This is a genomic window from Streptomyces sp. NPDC047108, from assembly GCF_040643575.1.
Taxonomy (GTDB): Bacteria; Actinomycetota; Actinomycetes; order Streptomycetales; family Streptomycetaceae; genus Streptomyces.
The window spans coordinates 220737-240208 of record NZ_JBEYUP010000006.1 but is presented as its reverse complement, the minus strand read 5'-3'; the positions used below and the strand labels follow the sequence as shown (position 1 = coordinate 240208).

General features: G+C 72.4%; 12 protein-coding genes. 8 read left to right on the top strand and 4 right to left on the bottom strand.

Going from position 1 to position 19472, the window contains the following annotated elements; genetic code table 11:
• The first annotated feature begins 536 nt into the window (after positions 1 to 536).
• The 7 genes from ABZ822_RS15695 to ABZ822_RS15665 all read left to right on the top strand — a co-directional run bounded on the left by ABZ822_RS15695 (position 537) and on the right by ABZ822_RS15665 (position 12458).
• On the top strand, positions 537 to 3584 hold the full coding sequence (locus ABZ822_RS15695; RefSeq protein ID WP_360853365.1) for an endo-alpha-N-acetylgalactosaminidase family protein: 3048 nt from the start codon (positions 537 to 539) through the stop codon (positions 3582 to 3584).
• A 330-nt stretch (positions 3585 to 3914) separates the two neighbouring features.
• Positions 3915 to 4343, top strand: coding sequence for a VOC family protein (locus ABZ822_RS15690; protein ID WP_360853362.1), 429 nt, complete (start codon positions 3915 to 3917; stop codon positions 4341 to 4343).
• 292 nt (positions 4344 to 4635) lie between these two features.
• The gene (locus ABZ822_RS15685) at positions 4636 to 5526 is read left to right on the top strand and encodes an AraC family transcriptional regulator (RefSeq protein ID WP_360852977.1); all 891 of its coding nucleotides are present in this window, start codon (positions 4636 to 4638) and stop codon (positions 5524 to 5526) included.
• A gap of 229 nt (positions 5527 to 5755) precedes the next feature.
• On the top strand, positions 5756 to 6106 hold the full coding sequence (locus ABZ822_RS15680) for a chorismate mutase (protein ID WP_360852974.1): 351 nt from the start codon (positions 5756 to 5758) through the stop codon (positions 6104 to 6106).
• Positions 6107 to 6411: 305 nt separating this feature from the next.
• Entirely contained in the window at positions 6412 to 8940 is a 2529-nt protein-coding gene (pepN, locus tag ABZ822_RS15675; RefSeq protein ID WP_360852972.1) for an aminopeptidase N, read from the top strand.
• 390 nt (positions 8941 to 9330) lie between these two features.
• Positions 9331 to 10803: a pyridoxal-dependent decarboxylase gene (locus ABZ822_RS15670; RefSeq protein ID WP_360852969.1), complete on the top strand. Its 1473-nt coding sequence runs from the start codon at positions 9331 to 9333 to the stop codon at positions 10801 to 10803.
• Positions 10800 to 12458: a SidA/IucD/PvdA family monooxygenase gene (locus tag ABZ822_RS15665; protein ID WP_360852966.1), complete on the top strand. Its 1659-nt coding sequence runs from the start codon at positions 10800 to 10802 to the stop codon at positions 12456 to 12458. The genes ABZ822_RS15670 and ABZ822_RS15665 overlap by 4 nt, the downstream gene beginning before the upstream one ends.
• On the opposite strand, the gene ABZ822_RS15660 is transcribed toward ABZ822_RS15665, so the two are convergent.
• Positions 12430 to 14226: a 5'-nucleotidase C-terminal domain-containing protein gene (locus ABZ822_RS15660; RefSeq protein WP_360852964.1), complete on the bottom strand. Its 1797-nt coding sequence runs from the start codon at positions 14224 to 14226 to the stop codon at positions 12430 to 12432. The two genes, ABZ822_RS15665 and ABZ822_RS15660, sit on opposite strands and share 29 nt — an antisense overlap.
• A 157-nt stretch (positions 14227 to 14383) precedes the next feature.
• Between ABZ822_RS15660 and ABZ822_RS15655 the strand changes: the two genes are divergently transcribed.
• The gene (locus tag ABZ822_RS15655; protein ID WP_360852961.1) at positions 14384 to 15082 is read left to right on the top strand and encodes an SIMPL domain-containing protein; all 699 of its coding nucleotides are present in this window, start codon (positions 14384 to 14386) and stop codon (positions 15080 to 15082) included.
• A gap of 86 nt (positions 15083 to 15168) precedes the next feature.
• Here the strand turns inward: ABZ822_RS15655 and ABZ822_RS15650 are convergent, their stop codons facing one another.
• The 3 genes from ABZ822_RS15650 to ABZ822_RS15640 form a co-directional block, all read right to left on the bottom strand.
• Positions 15169 to 15408 (bottom strand): hypothetical protein, encoded by a 240-nt coding sequence (locus tag ABZ822_RS15650; RefSeq protein ID WP_360852958.1) that lies wholly within the window; start codon positions 15406 to 15408, stop codon positions 15169 to 15171.
• A 263-nt stretch (positions 15409 to 15671) separates the two neighbouring features.
• Positions 15672 to 17261, bottom strand: coding sequence for a hypothetical protein (locus ABZ822_RS15645; RefSeq protein ID WP_360852956.1), 1590 nt, complete (start codon positions 17259 to 17261; stop codon positions 15672 to 15674).
• Positions 17262 to 17503: 242 nt separating this feature from the next.
• Positions 17504 to 19111 carry a hypothetical protein gene (locus ABZ822_RS15640; RefSeq protein WP_360852954.1) on the bottom strand — a complete coding sequence of 536 codons (1608 nt, stop codon included), beginning with the start codon at positions 19109 to 19111 and terminating at the stop codon, positions 17504 to 17506.
• Positions 19112 to 19472 lie beyond the last annotated feature (361 nt).

Here is a 19472-nt window from a genome sequence, read left to right as displayed (position 1 = left end):
GGCGCCTGATTCCGGGCGCCTGAACTCCGGTGCCTGATCCCAGGGCGCCCGAAATCCGGCGTCTGATCCCTGGGCGCCTGATCCTCCGCCGCGGCAGCGGCGACTCGCACCATCTGCACCAACCCGGCGCGCGGCTCCCTCCGCGCGCCGGGGGCGGAGTTCCCGCCCACGCACGCGGATCCTCTCCGCATCAAGTGCCGCGCTCGTGCTGTGTCGTGGCCCTCGCGCCCACTCGCCCCCGTCCGGGCGGGTGGGCGTGGCCGTTTCGGCGCCCGTCCGGGAGCCCGTCCCGGCGGCATCCGCGCACCGCGTCGCCCGTATGTCCAACACCTGCCTCCCCTTTGTCCATGGGCGCGCCTGGTCCCGCCCGGCCAGGGTGATCACGACCGAGCGGGCACGGGGCACGAGAAGGGGCGAGGCGCGTGGACACTGACGCCGGAGAGGCACCGTACGAGGCGGAGCGGGGACGGGAACCGGAGCGGGGACCTGGTGGCACGGACGGCGCCCCCACCACCGCCCCCAGCCGCCGCACCGTCGTGGTGTCCACCGCCCTCGCCGGGCTGGCCGTGGCCGCGCAGCACGGCGGTACCGCGTACGCCGCGTCCGCGCGTCCCGCCGCGCAGTACGCCGTCCTGCGCTCCGCCCAGCTCGATGTCCGCGTCGACACCGGTTTCCCGCGCATCGTGTCCTACACCGACCGCGCCACCGGCGCCGTGTTGCACGGCCAGGAGGAACCCGTCGGCACACTCCTCGTCGACGGGGCCGAGCACACCCCGCGGGTCTCCGCCCGCGCGGCCGCCGGGCGCATCGCGTACGTCCTCGAACTCGACGGCGGTACGCGGATCGAGGCCGAGATCGCCGTCGACGGATGGATCGTCACCCTCCGCGTCACAAGGATCGCGGACACCCCCGCCCTCAGGGTCGGCACCCTGGAGATCCCGGGCCTCCACCTGCTCTCCGTCCGCAGCGACCAGCCGGGCGCGGCCGTGCGTACCGCCCGCGTCGAACTGGACAAGGCGAAGGACGGCGACACGCACGTCCGGGTCACCGCGGACACCCCGCCCGACCCGAAGCCCGCCGGCTGCGCGTACGCCGTCGTCTCCACCGACCGCCTCGCCGGGGCCGTGGAGAGCAACACCGTCCACGACAAGCCGGACAGTGCCGCGGGGACCACCTGGGAGAACGGCCGCTTCCGGCGCCGGGCGGTACGGCGGGACGGCCAGGTCACCGTCGGGATCGCCTGCGGGCAGTGGACCCACCGCGCCGCCACCGCGCCGGTGACGGACACCGAACCCCTGCCGTACGCGAAGGTCGTCGTCACCCGGGACCGCAACGGCGACGGCGTCGTCGACTGGCAGGACGCGGCCATCGCGTTGCGCGACATCATGGTCGAGCCGCTGGGCGCCGACGACCAGCATCTTCGCGTCGTGCCCCACATCCCGTTCAACTTCGCCAGCCAGGCCACGAATCCGTTCCTGACGACGCTGGACAACGTCAAGCGGATCGCGCTCGCGACCGACGGACTGCGGCAGTTCACGCTCCTCAAGGGCTACCAGTCCGAAGGCCACGACTCCGCCCACCCCGACTACGGAGGCAACCACAACAAGCGCGCCGGGGGCCTGAACGACCTCAACTCCCTGCTGCGGACGGGCAAGCGGTGGAACTGCGACTTCGCCGTCCACGTCAACGCCACCGAGTCCTACCCGGTCGCCGACGCGTTCTCCGAGACGCTGGTCGACCAGGGCAACGCGCAGTGGGACTGGCTCGACCAGTCCTACCGCATCGACCAGCGCCGCGATCTCGTCTCCGGAGACATCGTCCGCCGCTTCCGCCGGCTGCGCGAGGAGACCGACCCGGCGCTGGACATGCTCTACATCGATGTCTTCCGGGAGTCCGGCTGGACCTCCGACCGGCTGCAGCGCGAACTGCGCGCGCAGGGCTGGCGGATCACCACCGAGTGGGGCCACGGCTTCGAGCGCTCCGCCCTCTGGTCGCACTGGGCCACCGAGACCGACTACGGGCCCGACACCTCACGCGGCGTCAACTCCCGGCTCATCCGCTTCGTCCGCAACCACCAGAAGGACGTCTTCGCCGACAAGTGGCCGACGCTGCTGGGCATCCCGCGGACCGGCAACTTCGAGGGCTGGGTCGGCAAGACGGACTGGAACGTCTTCCACCGGCAGATCTGGACCGACAGCCTGCCCGCCAAGTACCTCCAGGCGTACCCGATCAAGCGGTGGGACGAGCACGAGATCACCTTCTTCGGGCCGGGCGCCACATGCGTCTCGGACGCGGACGGCACCCGCAGGATCACCACCGACGGACGGCTCGTCCTCGACGGGGGCACCTATCTGCTGCCCTGGGAGCCCCGTACGGCCCTTGATCCCCGCAAGCTCTACCACTACAACCCCGAGGGCGGCACGACGCGTTGGGAGGTGCCGCGCGGATGGTCCGGCGCCTCGTCCGCCGGTCTGTACCGCCTCACCGATCAGGGCCGGGTCCACGTCCGCGACCTGCCCGTACGTGCGGGCCGCGTCACCGTGACGGCGGAGGCCGGACAGCCGTACGTCCTCTACCGCGGCCGCCCGCCCCGGCAGCCCGCGCCGCGCTGGGGGGAACACACCCCGCTGCACGACCCCGGCTTCAACTCCGGTTCCCTGGAGGGCTGGGAGGCCACCGGACCCGCGTCCGTGGTCCTCTCCGAGCGGGGCGACCACGAACTGGTGGTGGCGGGCGGGGGAGCGGCCGCGGTCGGGCAGCGCCTCGCCCGCCTCGCGCCCGGCGGCTACGCGGCCTCGGTGGACGTCGAGGTCGGCGGACGCGCGGGGGAGCGGAGAAAGGCCTCGCTGCAGGTCCGTACGGCCGACGGGGTCACGGCCGCCACCTGGACGGACGTCTCCACGGCCGTCAACTACGTGGCCGCGGACCGCAAGCACGGGACGCGCTTCCAGCGGATGATCACCTGGTTCACCGTCCCCGAGGGCGGCGGCACGGTGCGGCTCACGCTGCGGGCGGAGGCGGGTGCGGCACGGGTGCGGTTCGACAACGTCCGTGTCGTCGCGGCGCGCCGCTCCACCCGGCCCGGGGCGCTCCTCCACGAGGACTTCGAGCACGTGCCGCACGGCTGGGGCCCGTTCGTGAAAGGCGACGCGGGCGGCGCCACCGACCCGCGCACGCACATCGCGCAGCGGCACGCGCCGTACACCCAGCGCGGCTGGAACGGCAAGGCGATCGACGACGTGATCGACGGCCGCGAATCGCTGAAGTCGCGCGGTGAGAACGAGGGCCTGGTGTACCGCACCGTCCCGCACACGGTCCGCTTCCGCTCCGGCCGTCGCTACCGCGTCTCCTTCCGGTACGAGAACGAGCAGGCCGGGCAGTACGCCTGGATCACGGCCACCGACACCCCGGACGCCCGTGAGCTGAGCCGGACGCCGCTGCCGGAGGCGACCGCTCCCACCGCCTTCACCCACGAGTTCACCGCCCCCGGGGACGGCGACGCCTGGGTGGGCCTGCGCAAGACCGGCGACAGCGGCACCGCCGAATTCGTCCTGGACGGCTTCACGGTCGAGGAGCTCGGGTAGGAGCCCTGGCGCAGGAGGGCCGGTCCGTAACTGACGGGGACCGGCTCTCCTGGTGTGAGGCCGCCGCTCGGTGACCTCTCGGCCGCCGGCGGAGTACGCCGACCGGTACCGGCCCGAACGGCATTGCCCCGGACCGTAGTTGACCTTAGAGTCGGCCGGGTGACTGCCGGGTCGGCCATGGGCCACGCACGCGTGAGGTTCCCGGCCCCTGCGTGAACGGGCGGCGGGCCAGGGGCCCGCCCGTTGCTCCGCGTCCTTCCTCCTCATCCGCCTCGCGCCCGTATGCGGCGCACCGCCCAGCGCATCCCGGACCCGGAGACACCTGCCCTGATGCCGTACGACCAGCAGCACCCGCACCGAACCGCGTTGCCGACGGCCGCGGTCCATCTGAACCACACCGTTGTCCACGCCCGAGACCGCCGGCTCTCGGCCGAGTTCATCGCCACGATCCTGGGGCTGGAGGTCGGTGCCCCTTTCGGGCCGTTCCTCCCCGTCGACCTCGGCAACGACGTGACCCTGGACTACTACGAGAAGCGGGACGAGCCGATCCAGTCGCAGCACTACGCGTTCCTCGTGCCCGACGCGCAGTTCGACACCATGATCGCCCGGCTGGACGCCGTCGGCGTCACCCACTACGCCGACCCCGGCCATACCGAACCCGGCGCGATCAACCGCCTCTTCGGCGGTCGCGGCGCGTACTTCGACGACCCCGACGGCCACAACATGGAGATCATGACCCGGCCGTACGCCCGTCCCTGACCGGCCGCGCGGCAGCGGGGGTGCCCTTCCGGGGTGCCCCCGCGGCCGGCCCGGGCCGTGGCCGGCCGGGTGCCCCCGCTGCCGGGACGGGTCGCCCGAGCGCGCCGCGCGGGCCGCGCCTCGGGGGCTCCGCACGGCTCGCTTCCTCCCCGGTCCGGCCCCGCCCACCGCCGTCCGGTTTCGCCGCCACCTCTGGCACCGCGCCCGTCCATCGACGAAGATCGGCGGTGCTCAGGCGCCCGCCCCCGGCCGGCGCGCGGGGCGCAGCGGTCGCGAGGACGGGAGGCCCGCCGTGTACCACACCTGGATGCGGTACTTCACGCCCAGCCCGGTCCACCACCGGCTCGGCCTGGTCTGCCTCGGCGTCGGCCTCCAGCACGGAACCCTCCCCACCGTCGGGCCGCGCACCCTCGACCACCACGTGGCGGTCGTCATCAACTCCGGCCGCGGCTGGCTGCGTGAACCCGACGGCCGGGACCGTACGGTCGTCGCGCCCGCGCTGCTGTGGCTCGTCCCCGGCGTGCCGCACCACTACGGCGCCGACCCGGAGACCGGATGGGACGAGAGCTTCGTCGACTTCACCGGGCCCGCCACCACCACGTACACCGAACTCGGGTACATCGAGCCGGAGCGGCCCCTGGTGCCGCTCGCCGACACGGCCGGCGCGCGCGCCGCGGTAGGGCGCATCGCGCGGGCCGCGCGCCGGGGCAATCCGCTCCTGGAGGTCGAGACCGGCGCCGCCGTCCACGAACTCCTCGTCGCCCTCCGCCGCGCCCGCGCCGACCTGGGGCGCGACGGCGACCCTGTCCTCCAGGCCCTGGCCCGGGACGCCTTCAGGCCGCTGTCCGTCGCCGAGCACGCGGCACGGCACGCCATGACCGCGGCCGAACTGCGCGCCGCCGTACGCCGCGCCGCCGGATGCAGCCCCAAGGACTACCTGCTCGGCATCCGCCTCGGCCGCGCCAAGGAACTGCTGGCCGCCACCGAACTGCCGGTCGCGGCCGTCGCCCGCCGGGTCGGCTACGACGACCCGGCGTACTTCAGCCGCCTGTTCACCCGCCGCGTCGGCACCGCGCCGGTCCGCTTCCGCGAGCAGCAGGGACGGACCGTGCCCGGCGGCTGGAGCGACCGGATACCCGACCCGGACGACCCGCCGACGATCGGACCCGCGGGCGCGGCGTGACGCACCCCCGCGGACGCCGTCCCGACGACGCGCGATGCCCCCTGGCCGCCGCCGTCCCCGATGAGACGGGACCGCGCCCGCCCCTCCGTACGCCGTCCGACCAGCCCGTCCGAGGAGCGGTCACGCCGCGCCGCACGCGGGCCCGCCCTGTTACGGTGACGCCGACTGCCGCCCGCAAGGGTTCCGCCCCTGTGTTCCGCATGTGTTCCGCAACGGGAGACCCCGCTCCATGACCGATCAGCCCGACCGGCCCGTGAACCACGCCGCCACGGCCGAGCCCCCGGCCGCATCCGACGACGCCGTCCTGGCCGAGCTGACCCGCCTCCGCGAGAGCATCGACAACATGGACGCGGCGCTCGTCCACATCGTGGCGGAGCGCTTCAAGTGCACCCAGCAGGTCGGCCGCCTCAAGGCCGAACACCGTCTCCCCCCGGCCGACCCGGACCGAGAGTCCCGCCAGATCGCCCGGCTCCGGCAGCTCGCCGAGGGCGCGAAGCTGGACCCGGCGTTCGCCGAGAAGCTGCTGAACTTCATCATCGCCGAGGTCATCCGCCACCACGAGACGATCGCCCGCAGCTGAGAGCAACAGGCCGCCTCCCGGCGGCCGTTCACGCCGCGCGCATCGAGTGGCGGGGCCGTCTCCCCGGATGGACCGGGATCAACGCCCCCGCCGCAGCCCGCGTCACGGCCGCCCTCCAGGACGCAACGCGACCGCGCCCGTACCGCCACCGACACAGCGGGACCGTGTCCGTACCGGTCCCGGACAGGCCGGTGCCGTGCCCGTACCGTCACCGTGGGTACCGGTGAGGCGTGCGTCCACCGGTGGGGCGCCGCGCGCCCGGACCCACCTGCGCGGACCGCGGAAGATGCGGCAGCATGGGCCCCATGTCCGTACTCACGCGCGACGAAGCGCAGACCCGAGCCCGCCTCCTCGACGTGCAGCGCTACGCCATCGACCTCGATGTGACGCGCGGTGAGGACGTCTTCCGCTCCACCACCGTCATCACGTTCACTGTGCACGAGCGGGCCGACACCTTCGTCGAACTGCGCCCGGACACCCTGCACAGCGCCGAGCTCGACGGGCAGAAGCTCGATCCTGCGGCCTTCGGCGACGGCCGGCTGCCGCTCACCGGGCTCACGGCCGGGCGGCACGAGCTGCGCGTCGACGCCGACATGCGCTACTCCCGCACCGGCGAGGGCATGCACCGCTTCACCGACCCCGCCGACGGCTGCACGTACCTCTACTCGATGTGCTGCATGGCGGACGCGCCCGCCATCTTCGCCTGCTTCGACCAGCCCGACCTGAAGGCCGTCCTCGAGGTGGCCGTCACCGCGCCCGCCGAGTGGACCGTCCTCGGCAACGGCATCGCCGATGAGACAGGCAAGGGGCGGTGGCGGCTCGCGCCGACCCCGCCGATCAGCACGTATCTGATGGCGGTGGCCGCAGGGCCGTACCACTCCGTGCGCAGCGAGATCGACGGCCTGCCGGTCGGTCTGCACGTACGGCGGTCGCTCGCCGAGCACCTCGACGCGGACGCCGACGAGCTGTTCGCCGTCACCCGCCGCTGCTTCGCGCGCTACCACGAGATCTTCGACGAGCCGTACCCCTTCGACTCCTACGACCAGGCGTTCGTGCCCGAGTTCAACATGGGGGCCATGGAGAACCCCGGACTCGTCACCTTCCGCGACGAGTTGGTGTTCCGCTCCGCCGTGACCGACACCCAGCGCCAGAGCCGGGCGATGGTCATCGCCCACGAGATGGCCCACATGTGGTTCGGTGACCTGGTCACCCTGAAGTGGTGGGACGACATCTGGCTCAACGAGTCCTTCGCCGAGTACATGGGCTTCCAGGTCCTCAGCGAGGCCACCGACTTCACCGGCACCTGGACCGACTTCGCCGTCGCCCGCAAGAGCTGGGGCTACGACGCCGACGAGCGCCCCTCCACCCACCCCGTCGCACCCGAGCCCGACGGCGTGCCGGACACGGAGGCCGCCCGCGTCAACTTCGACGGCATCTCCTACGCCAAGGGCGCCTCCGCCCTGCGCCAGCTCGTCACCTGGCTCGGCGAACGCGACTTCCTCGCAGGCATCAACGACCACTTCGCACGGCACCGGTTCGGCAACGCCACGCTCGCCGACTTCATCGACTCCCTCGCCCGCGCCTCCGGCCGCGACGTGCACGCCTGGGCCGACGCCTGGCTGCGGACCACCGGGATCGACACCCTCACCGCCGAGCCCGCCGACGCGCCGGACGGCCGCTGGAGCCTGGCCGTGCGCCGCGACGGCAGCCGCCCGCACCGCGTCGCGGTCGGCGCGTACGACATCGACGCGGTCGAGCCGGACCGACTGGTCCTGCGGGAGCGGTTCGAGGTCGACATCCCGCAGGACGGAGCCGGCGCCCCGGCCGGTGTCCCGCAGGACGGCGACCGCCCCACGTACCCCGGCCGCCGGCCCGACCTGGTGCTCCTCAACGACGGCGACCTCGACTACGCCAAGATCCGTCTGGACGCGCGCTCCTGGCAGACGGCGGTCGGCAGTCTCTCGGGGCTTCCCGATCCGCTCTCCCGTGCCGTGGTCTGGAACACCGCCCGCGACATGGTCCGCGACGGTGACCTCGCGCCCGCCGCCTATCTGGACACCGCCCGCGCCCACCTCCCGTACGAGCCGGACAACGCGATCGTGCAGGGCGTCCTCACCTTCGCCGGCGTCCATGTCGTCGACCGTTTCCTGCCGCTCGAGGCACGCCCCGACGCCCTGAAGACCCTCACCGCCATCGGCCGCAGCATGCTGCGGATCACCGAGGACGGCTCGGCGCCCGGCCGGAGGCTCACCGCGCTCCGCACCTTCATCGACAGCTCCACCGACTCCGACACCCTGCGCGAATGGCTCGCCTCCGGCGCCGTCCCCGGGGGCCCCGAGCTCGACCCGGAGCTGCGGTGGCGCATGCTCGGCCGGATCTCCGCGCTGGGCGCGGCGACGCGGGAGGACATCGCGGCCGAGCTGGAACGGGACCCGAGCGCCGCGGGTGAGGAGGGCGCCGCGCGGTGCCGGGCCGCCCTGCCGGAGCCGGAGGCCAAGAAGACCGCCTGGACGGAGATGTTCGAGAGCGACGAACTGTCCGCGTACCTCGTCACCGCCACCGCCCAGGGCTTCTGGCAGCCCGAACAGCACCACCTCCTCCGGGACTTCGTGCCGCGGTACTTCCCCGCGGCCGTCGCCGCCTCCGCGCGCCGTGGCGCGGCCATCGGTGAGGTCCTGGGCCGCCACGCGTTCCCCGCCCACGCCGTGGACGCGGAGACCCTGCGGCTGGGCGAGGACTGCCTCCGCGACGACGAGCCGATCCCGGTGCTGCGCCGCAGGCTCGCCGACCAACTGGACGACCTGCGCAGGGCGTTGCGCGTCCGCATGGGCTGATGCGCCGGGCCTGCCGCGGTCCCGCACGAACCGGGGACGCGGCAGGCCCGCCCGTATGCATCGGGGCCGCGGCGCACCGCCCCCTGACGAACCGTCGCTACGAGCCCCCATGCAATCTCGTACGCGCGCCCGTACGCGCCATCCCGTACGAGACCGAGCACCCGTGCCGGACGAGGCGCGCGGGGCTTCGACCGGGGCTTCCCGCGAGCCGGTCGCCCGGTGGAGTGACGCCGGGGGACGGCATCCGGGCCCTGTGGCCGTACCACTTTCGGGTTCTGATCGCGCGCTCTCCGTACGGACCGCGGGCGTGCCCGCCCAAACTGTGCACTGGCCGCGGACCTGGCGGCCGCCGGTTGGCCTGTCCGGCGACGCACTCCCCGAAGGACGACCATGCCTCTGCCGCCGGACGGCACACACGGCACACACGGCACTGAAGGGACCCACGGCACGCACGGTTCGCTCCGCTCCACCGCACCGCTCGCGGGAGGGGTCGACGGCCCGCGGGCGCTGCGGCCCCTGCTCGACGTCGTGCTGGACGCGCTCGAGGCGGGCACCGCGGATCGCGGCGGGCCCATCCCCGCGGGAGGCCCCCGGGACGTCGGCCACCGCGTGAGAGCCGCGGCGGAGCCGCTCATCCCCGAAGCCGGGGCCGGTTCCGAGACCGCCCTGCGTGACCTCGTACGGGCCTTCGCCGAGAGCGCGGCGGACCCCGCCGACCCGCTGTGCGCGGCCCACTTGCACTGCCCGCCGCTCGCGGTGGCTGCGGCCGCCGACCTCGCGGCGAGCGCGCTCAACCCGTCGATGGACTCCTGGGACCAGGCGCCGGGTGCCTCCGTGCTCGAAGACCTCGTCGCTCGCGGACTCGCGACCGAGATCTTCCCCGCCGGATCCGCTCCGGACGCGCTCGTGACGACCGGCGGGACCGAGTCCAACCAGCTGGCCCTCCTGCTCGCCCGCGAACTCGCCCGGGAAGAAGGCCCCCTGCGCGTCGTCTGCGGGGCCAACGCGCACCACAGCATCGCCCGCGGGGCCTGGCTCCTCGGGCTGCCCGAGCCCGTCGTGCTGCCCACCCCCGCCGGGATCGTCAGCCCCACCGAACTCGACCGTGCTCTGGGCGAGTTGAGCGGACCGGCACTCGCCGTCGCCACCGCCGGCACCTCCGACGCCGGGGAGATCGACCCGCTGCCGCAGCTCGCCGACGTCTGCGCCGCGCACTCCGCCCGCTTCCATGTGGACGCGGCGTACGGCTTCCCGCTGCTGTTCAGCACCACGCTCCGCCACCAGCTCGACGGCCTGGCCCGCGCCGACACCGTCACCGCCGATCTGCACAAGCTGGGCTGGCAGCCGGTCGCCGCCGGTCTCCTGGCCGTGCCCGACCGTACGGCACTGGACCCGCTCGGCCATCGCGCCGACTACCTCAACCCCGCGGACGACACCGCCGCCGGCATCCCGGACCTCCTCGGCCGCTCGCTCCGCACGACCCGCCGCCCGGACGTCCTCAAGGTCGCCGTGACGCTGCGGGCGCTCGGCCGCACCGGGATCGCCGCCCTCGTCGAGCACGCGGTGGCCGCCGCCCAGCGACTCGCCGACCTGGTCGAGGCCCACCCGGGGTTCGACCTGTACGAGCGGCCCACCCTGTCCACGGTCCTGTTCCGGCCGGCCGGGGCCGACGACGAGCGCGTCGCGTCCGTGCGCCGCCATCTGATGACCGAGGGCCGCGCGGTCCTGGGGCGGGCCCGCGCCACCGACCACCGTGACGGCGTGGACAAGCTGTGGTTCAAGGCCACCGTGCTCAACCCGCACACCCGGCCCACGGATCTCGAAATCCTGCTCGGCGTGGTGGAAGGGAGCACGGCCGTATGAGCGACCGAACGCCGGAGTTCCCGGACCCGCCGAGGCACGCACCGACCCTGCCGGGGCAGCGCCCGGTGCCCGCGGTCGAGAGCGACGCGCCCCGGTCGCCGAAGGGGGCATCGACGGGATCGGCGGGATCACCGACGGGATCGACGGGATCACCGACAGGGTCGACGGGATCTTCTCCACGGTCGCCGGCCGCGCCGCCGAAGGGGAGGTCCGAGGCCTCCGCGCGCGAGGCCGACGTCCCCGGCCGCCCCCTCGACCTCGTCGGCATCGGCATCGGCCCGTTCAACCTCTCCCTCGCCGCCCTCGCCCACGGCGTCCCGGGTCTGCGCACCGCCTTCTACGACCGGCGCCCCGCCTTCCACTGGCACCCCGGCCTGCTCATCGAGGGCTCCACCGTCCAGGTCCCGTTCCTCGCCGACCTGGTCACACTCGCCGACCCGGCCAGCCCCTGGTCCTTCCTCAGCCATCTCCGCGCCGGCGGCCGGCTCTTCCCGTTCTACGTCGCGGAGCGCTTCCACATCGAGCGCGCCGAGTACGACGCCTACTGCCGCTGGGTGAGTGAGCGGCTGCCAGGTCTGCACTTCGGGCACCAGGTCGACGGCGTCCGCTGGAACCCCGAACGCGAGCTGTTCGAGGTCGATTTCAGCCGCACCGGCGCGGACGGCGAGGCCGAGTCCCTGGGCCGGGTCCACGCCCGTAACGTCGTCGTCGGGATCGGCACCGAGCCGTACGTCCCCGAGCGGCTCCGCCCGCTCGCCGAGGCCCCGGCCGTCCCCGTGGTCCACTCCGCGGACTACCTCGCCCACCGCGAGCGGCTGCTGGCCGCCGAGCACCTCACGGTCATCGGCTCGGGTCAGTCCGGGGCCGAGGTCTTCCTCGACCTTCTGAGGGCCCGGCCCGCCGGACGCGAACGGCTCGCCTGGCTCGGCCGGACCGCGGCCTTCGCGCCCATGGAGCACAGCAAGCTGGGGCTGGAGCACTTCACGCCCGACTACACCCGCTACTTCCACGGCCTGCCCGAGCCGATCCGTGACGAGCTGCTGTCGCGGCAGTCGCAGCTCCACCAGGGCATCGCCCCCGGCACGCTCGCCGCCATCCACGACGAGCTGTACCGGCGCACGCTGGACGGCGGCTGGCCCGACGTCGTCCTCACCCCCGGCGTCCGGATCCGTACGGCAGGACGGTTCGGCAGCGGGACCAGGCGCGTCGAACTCCACCTGGAGCATCTGCAGCAGGGCACCCGCAGCCGGGTCACCACCGACGGCGTGGTCCTCGCGACCGGCTACCGCGAGCGCGGTGTCGACGACCTCCTGGCGTCCCTCGACCCGTACATGCGGCGGGACGCCTCCGAACGGCCCCGTGTCGACGAGCAGTTCCGGCTGGTGATGGACCGCGGGGTCACGGGCGCCGTGTATGTCCAGAACGCGGAGCGGCACACCCACGGGGTGGGCGCCCCCGACCTCGGCCTCGCCGCCTGGCGGAGCGCCACCATCCTCAACACCCTGACGAAGGCGGGCGGTTGGCGTGAGGAGCCCTACCCGCTGCCCGCCCGCACCGCGTTCACGACCTTCGGTCTGGACGGCGGTGCGGACGGCAGGCGGGGGCGCCCTGCGGGCGGTGCACCGGTCAGAACAGTGGAGCTCCGTCACGCGTGAGCTTCCAGTCGACGGAGGAGAACGCGTCGACGTCGATGTTCCCCTTCGCCTTCACCCACGAGATGATCGTGTTGCGGATCTCGTCGGAGTTGGACCAGAGCTGCTTGGCCGCCGCGACGTGCGGGAAGTTGCCGCCGCCGCTGGCCCGGTAGTTGTTGACGGCGAAGACGAACTGCGCCTTCGGGTCGACCGGCTTCCCGTCGAAGGTCAGGTTCGCGATCCGCGAGCCGGCCGCCTTCGCGATGTCGATCTCGTACGCCACGCCGCTGATCACGTCGTAGTTGTAGTCCGGGGTGTTGTCGGCGTTCGTCAGCTTCGCGGGGTCGACGGGCGCGTCGGGCGCGGTCCGCACGAAGTAGCGGGCCGAGAACTCCAGATAGTCCTTGAGCTGCGCACCCGTGACGAGCCGCGCCTCCAGGGTGTTCTCGAAGACGTACAACCCGGCCACGTCCCGGATGGTGACGTCACCGGCGGGGATCGACGCCGTACGGGAGAAGCACGCTGCCTGCGAGATCACCGGCAGCTCGGCGTGCTCGGTCCCCTTCAGCGCCTCCTTCACCGTCTCCGCCTGGACGAAGTTGATGAAGTCGATGACCGGGACGTCCTTGTAGGGGGCCTCGGCCGCGGCCATGGCGGCGGTGGAGGTGCCGATGACCTGGTTGACGTAGGCCACGACCTTGCGGTGCTCGTCGGTCAGCAGCCCCGTGATCCTCGGGTCCTCGGCGACGGCGTTGGAGTTGAGGACCTTCGCGGAGACCGACTCCACGGTCCAGGTGCCGCGCTTCCACACCAGGTCGAAGTCGAAGAGGGTCAGCCGCTGGCCCCACTTGAGCGGTTCGGAGAGCACGACCTCCTTGCCGGTCTCCTTGTTGGTGACGCGGTACTCGGGGATCTCGGTGTGCGCGTGGCCGACGAGGATCGCGTCGATGCCGGGGACCTGCTCGGCCACGAGCGCCGCCGCGTTCTCGATGTGCGGCAGCTGGTCGCCGTACGAGGAGGTGCCGCTGCTGCCGGAGTGCGCCGACACGATCACCACGTCCGCGCCCATCGAGCGCAGCCGCGGCACGTACTTCGCCGCCTGCTCCTCCAGGCCGGGGAAGGCCATCTTCCCCTGGACGTTGGCCTTGTCCCAGATCGCGATGCCAGGGTTGGTCAGGCCCAGGATCGCAACCCGCACCGAGCGGCCGCAGGGCGTGCGGAACTTCTTGAAGACGTACGGCGGGAAGGCGGGGCGGAGCGTCTTCGCGTCCAGGGCGTTGGCGCCCAGGAGCGGGAAGTCGCACTGCTCCTCGAACTTCCGCAGCACCGGTATGCCGTAGTTGAACTCGTGGTTGCCGAGGGCGGCGGCGTCGTAGCCGATGGTGTTCATCGCCTGGGCCATGGGGTGGACGGGCCCGCCGGCGCCGGTGATCGGGTCGACCTTGGCGTAGTAGTACGAGAGCTGGGTGCCCTGGATGGTGTCGCCCGCGTCGATGAGGAGGGTGTTCTCGCGGCCCCGCTCCTCGCGGATCTGCTCGACGAGCGTGGAGATCTTGGCGAGTCCGACGTCGTTGTGGTCCTTGTCGTCGAACTCCTTGTCCGTGAAGTAGTCCCAGTTGAAGACATTGCCGTGCAGGTCGGTGGTCCCCATGACCGTGAAGGAGTAGCGCTTGGTGGACCGGCTGCCGCTCTGTGCGTGAGCGGTGGGCGCGGTCGCCGCTCCGGCGAGCGCCACGGCGGCGCCGGTGGCCGCGGTGCGGCCCAGGAACTTCCTTCGGTCGAAGGGCATGGGGGGACTCCTCAATGTTCGGCTGTGGTCGGTCGCGATCGGCGACGCGCGTAGATTCTGGCCCACGGGCGGCTGTGCGCAACACCCTTGCCAGATATCCGTTCGATGACCGTGCGCGGAGGGTCCGCCGCGCGCCCCGGCCTGAGAGAGTGGCGGCATGACGACATCACCGCAGCCCGCACCGTACGGCACCCCCGAGGTTCCGCGCGTCGCCGTCCGCGGCGAGGCGCGGCTCGAAGTCGACCCCGAGATCGCCAGGATCGGCATCACCGTCAGCGCACGCGGCACGGACCGGCGGGGCGCGCTGGACGATCTGACCCGGCGCAACTCCGCCGTCCTCGACCTCGTCAAGTCCTACGGCGACGCGGTCGAGAAGCTGTCGACCGGCGCGTTCGTCATCACGCCCCAGCTGACCGGCAAGGGGCGCGGCGAGCGCGTCCGGTCGTATCACGGCCGGGTGCACGTGACGGCGACGCTCTCCGACTTCACGGCGCTCGGCGAGCTCGCGACCCGGCTCGGCGACCTCGAACTCACCGGCGTCGACGGCCCGTGGTGGTCGCTCCGTCCGGATTCGCCCGCCCATCGCGACGCGCGGCAGCAGGCCGTGCGGGAAGCGGTGCAGCGGGCGCGCGAGTACGCGGGCGCGCTCGGCGCCGAACTGACGGCGCTCGTCGAACTCGCCGACGAGGGAGCCGAGGGCCCCTCGGCCCCGGCCTCTCCCAGCGGGGCGAGGACGCGAGGCTACGCGGGCGGCGGGGCGGAGTCCGAGCCGCGCGCACTGGATCTGGAGCCGCAGCGGCAGACGGTGTACGCGCGCGTCAACGCGCGCTTCACGATGTCGCCGCCGCAGCTCTGACCCTGGGACCCGCGGTCACGGCGGCTGCCGCCTAAGGGTGCTGCCGCCGGTGGGTGCGGCGGCCGGGGCTCTGTCCCTCTGTCCCGCTATCCCTCGTAGCGGGAGCCGATGTTCGTCGACTCGTCCGTGGCGGCGCACCGGGTCCGGACGCGTGAACCGGAGAGGGTCGTCGCCTGCTCGTTCTGGTTGCCGCAGACGTTGCTCTGGCGGCCCTCCTGCGCGGTGTTCGTCTGCTGCACCGTGCCGTTGCCGTTGCCGCCACTGGTGTGGGCGCCGCCGCCCTGGACGGCGGCCGCGGTGTCGGTCCGCCGGGTCACTTCGACCAACGGCCCCCGTTCGGGCCGGTCATCGCGGGGGAGTCGCAATTCCCTGAACGGCCCATCGGCGACGAGGCGAGCACCGGGCCCGGACGGGTACGTGGAGCGCTTCGGCACATGGACGGATGCCGCGCGTCGACTGATGCCGCGCGTGGACGGGTCCGGCATGCCGTCGGGTCCGGCACGTGGACCGGTCCTGCACATGGGCCGGCCCCGGCTCGGACGATGCACGAGCCGGGGCCGGGGACGGCGGCCGCCAGGGACGGTTCGGCCTAGCGGTAGTCGGAGTCGACGCTGGTCGACTCGTCGGTTGCGGTGCACTGCGTGGTGGAGCGGCTTCCGGTGAGCGTGACGGTCGCGTTGTTGGGGTTGCCGCAGTTGTTGTTCTGGCGGCCTTCCTGCGCGGTGTTCTGCTGGAAGAGATCCGCCGTGCTGCTTCCGCCGTCGGCCTTGGCGCCGCCCCCGATCTCGGTCGTGTTCGTGTTGGCGGAGTTGTCGGTCGTACCGCAGTCGATGTCGTAGCGACCGCCGGTGACCTCGATGCGCGAGGCGTTGGCGTTGGCGCAGTTGTTGTTCTGACGCCCCTCCTGTGCGGTGTTCTGCTGGTCGACCGTGGCCGCACCGCTGGAGCCGCCCGTGGCCTCGGCCCCGCCGCCGCGGGTGAGGACCTTCTCGTTCGTCGAACCGTCCTCGTGGGCGCAGGTGCCGGAGGTCGAGCCGCCGGTCACGTCGAAGACGGTGCGATTGGGGCTCGCGCAGTTGTTGTTCTGGCGGCCCTGTTGTGCGACGTTCTGCTGGATCAACGAGGCTTGTGCGGAACCGCCGTCGGCGTGCGCGCCTGCGCCCTTGACGGCGACCTTCCGGTTGGTCGAACCGTCGGTGTTCTCGCAGCTTCCCGCGATCGTGTCCAGTCCACCGGAGTTGGGGCTTGCGCAGTTGTTGTTCTGCCGGCCCCCCTGCGCCACGTTCTGCTGGGTCAGGATGCCCGTGGTGGCCGAGCCGCCGTCGGCCTTCGCGCGCCCGCCCTTGACGAAGAACTGCTCGTTGTCCGACGCGTCGGCGTTCGCGCAGCTGCCTCCGGTCACCGAGGTGAGGTTGGGGCTCCCGCAGTTGTTGTTCTGGCGGCCTTCCTGCGCGATGTCCTGCTGGAAGACGCTTGCCGTGCCCGCGCCGCTGCCGCCGTTGGCCTCGGCTCCGCCGCCCTTGATCCAGGTGTGCTTGTCCGCCGACGCGTTGTCGTTCACGCAGTCGCTCCCGGACGATCCTCCGATGACGGAGGGCTCACCGGCGTTGAGGTTCCCGCAGTTGTTGTTCTGCCGCCCCTCCTGGGCGATGTTCTGCTGGGTGACACTGGCCGCTCCGGAGCCGCCGTTCGCCTTGGCTCCGCCGCTCCGGACGAACGCCTTGTAGGCGGTCGAGGTGTCCGTGTCCGCGCAGCTGTCCTCCAGCCGTCCGCCCTGTACGAGAATGCCGGACTGGTTGAGGTCGGAGCAGTTGTTGTTCTGCCGGCCGCGCTGCGCGGTGTTCTGCTGGAACAGCCCCGTCCCGGAGGAGCCTCCCACCGCGTCGGCCCCGCCGCTGCGGAACTCCGAGAGCTCGGTGACGGAGTCGTCGGTGGTGAGGCAACGCCCCTTCGTCCGCGCCCCGGTCAGCATCAGATTCGCGTCGTTCGAGGAGGAGCAGTGGTTGTTCTGCCGTGCCTCCTGGGCGGTGTTCTGCTGGAACACGGCGCCCGTGGCGGAGCTGCCGCCGGAGGCATGTGCGCCGGGGGTGCCGGCGAGCGCGGTTCCCGAACCGAGGGAGGCGAGGCCCCCCACCGTGAGGGCGACCATGGTGGCGATCGCCAGTCTCTGCACCTTCACTACTGCCTCCGGGGGATGGTCTGGACGCGTGTTCCGTCATCCCGACCAACGCCCCCGTACGGGAGGGGGCATGGTGGTCACGGCCGAAATCCCCTGATCGGCGCAGTGATCCCGTCCTGGGCGGCAGGCAGGCAGGCAGGCAAGCAGGCAGGCAAGCAGGCACGGGCCGGCCCCGGCTCGGACGATGCGCGAGCCGGGGCCGTACGGGGCTGCCGTGGGAAGAGTTGTCGCTGCCGTGCGTCTCAGCGGTAGTCGGAACCGATGTTCGTGGACTCGTCGGTGGCCGCGCACTGCGTGGTGGAGCGGCTTCCGGTGAGTGTGACGGTCGCGTTGTTGGGGTTGCCGCAGGTGTTGTTCTGCCGGCCCTCCTGAGCGGTGTTCTGCTGGAAGAGGCTCGCGGTGCTGCTTCCGCCGTCGGACCGGGCTCCGCCGCCGATCTCGGTGGTGCGGTCGTTGGTGGAGTTGTCGGTCGTACCGCAGTTGACCTCGTACCGGCTGCCGATCACGTCGATGCTGCCGGCGTTGGGGTTGTTGCAGTTGTTGTTCTGCCGGCCTTCCTGGGCGGTGTTCTGCTGCCACATGTCAGCCGCGGTGGCGGAGCCGCCGTTGGCCTCGGCCCCGCCACCCTTGACAGCGGCCTTGACGTTGGACGAGCCGTCCTCGTTGGTGCAGCTCCCCGGTGCGGAGCCCCCACTCACATTGATCCCGGTGTCGTTGGGGTTGGCGCAGTTGTTGTTCTGGCGGCCTTCCTGAGCGGTGTTCTGCTGAATGAGACGGCCCCCTGCGGTGGAGCCGCCGTTGGCGTTGGCGCCGGTGCCCTTGAAGAACGTCTTCTCGTTGGCCGACGTGTCCGTGTTCGCGCAGTCGCCGCCGACCGAATCGGGGCCCGCGGTGTTCGGGTTGGCGCAGTTGTTGTTCTGCCGCCCCTCCTGAGCCCTGTTCTGCTGGAGCACCTGCCCCACCTGGAGCCCCGTGCCGGAGCCGCCGTCGGCGCCGGCGCCACCGCCCTTCACGAAGGCTTCTTGGTTCGCCGAGTCGTCGGTGTTCGCGCAACTGCCCCCCGGCGAGGCGCCGAAGGTGTTGGGGTTGGCGCAGTTGTTGTTCTGCCGGCCCGACTGGCCCGTGTTCTGCTGCGCGATGTCGAAGATGGTGCTGCCGCCGTTGGCTTCGACTCCGCCGCCCTTGGTCCAGGTGCGCCGGTTCTCCGAGCCGTCCTCGTTCCCGCAGGCGCTCTCCGACGAACCCCCGCTGATGTCGATCTCGGTGAGGTTGGGGTTGCCGCAGTTGTTGTTCTGCCGGCCCTCCTGGGCCGTGTTCTGCTGGTTCATGCCCATCGCTGTGGAGGATCCACCGTTGACGTCCGCAGGGCCGTTCTGAACGAACGCGCCCTGGTTGGCGGAGTTGTTCGTGTCCTCGCACGCGGTTTCCCAGCTGCCGCCGGTGATGTCGATCTCGGCGTTGTTGGGGTTGCCGCAGTGGTTGTTCTGCTGGCCGCGCTGGGCGGTGTTCTGCTGGGCCAGGCTCGCCCCGCTGGATCCGCCCTCCGCGTTGGCGCCGCCGCTCCGGAACTCGGAGGACTCGGTGAGGGAGCCGTCGGTGGTGACGCACCGCCCCCTCGCGCGCGCACCGGAAAGGTTCACCACGTCCGGGTCGCCGTTCTGGCTCGAGCAGCGGTTGTTCTGCCGGCCTTGCTGGGCCGTGTTCTGCTGGAACAGTTCCCCCGCCGTGTTCGAGCCGCCCGAGGCCTTCGCGCCCGGTGTATCGGCGAACGCCGGTCCCACTCCGAGGGACGAGAGACCGCCCACGGCCAGGGCCACGATCGTGGCCGTTGCGACGCTCTGCACCTTCACTGATGCCTCCGGGGGCTCGACGCTCGTTCGGTCAACCCGCCCAACGCCGTTCGCGGGAGACCGGTGTTGGTGGCCACCCCCGAAATCCCCTGATCGGCCCAGTGCCGTGCCGGGCATGGACCGGCCCCGGCTCCGACGGCGCACGAGCCGGGGCCGGAGCCACCGTCACCGGATACAGCTCCGGCCCAGCGGTGGTCGGAGCCGACGGTCGCGGACGTGTCGGTGGTCGCGCACCGGGCCGTGGCGGGGCCGCCGGTGACCGTGAGCGACAGGTCATCGGGGGTGCCGCAACTGTGGCCATGGCGATCCTCCGCACCTCACTGAACCTCCTGGGGTCGCGCACTGCGCCACCTGATCGCCC

Coding starts and splice junctions, on each gene's coding strand:
- ABZ822_RS15690 (WP_360853362.1), top strand. CDS start 3,915: ATGCCGTACGACCAGCAGCACCCGCACCGAACCGCGTTGCCGACGGCC.
- ABZ822_RS15680 (WP_360852974.1), top strand. CDS start 5,756: ATGACCGATCAGCCCGACCGGCCCGTGAACCACGCCGCCACGGCCGAG.
- pepN (WP_360852972.1), top strand. CDS start 6,412: ATGTCCGTACTCACGCGCGACGAAGCGCAGACCCGAGCCCGCCTCCTC.
- ABZ822_RS15670 (WP_360852969.1), top strand. CDS start 9,331: ATGCCTCTGCCGCCGGACGGCACACACGGCACACACGGCACTGAAGGG.
- ABZ822_RS15665 (WP_360852966.1), top strand. CDS start 10,800: ATGAGCGACCGAACGCCGGAGTTCCCGGACCCGCCGAGGCACGCACCG.
- ABZ822_RS15660 (WP_360852964.1), bottom strand. CDS start 14,226: ATGCCCTTCGACCGAAGGAAGTTCCTGGGCCGCACCGCGGCCACCGGC.
- ABZ822_RS15655 (WP_360852961.1), top strand. CDS start 14,384: ATGACGACATCACCGCAGCCCGCACCGTACGGCACCCCCGAGGTTCCG.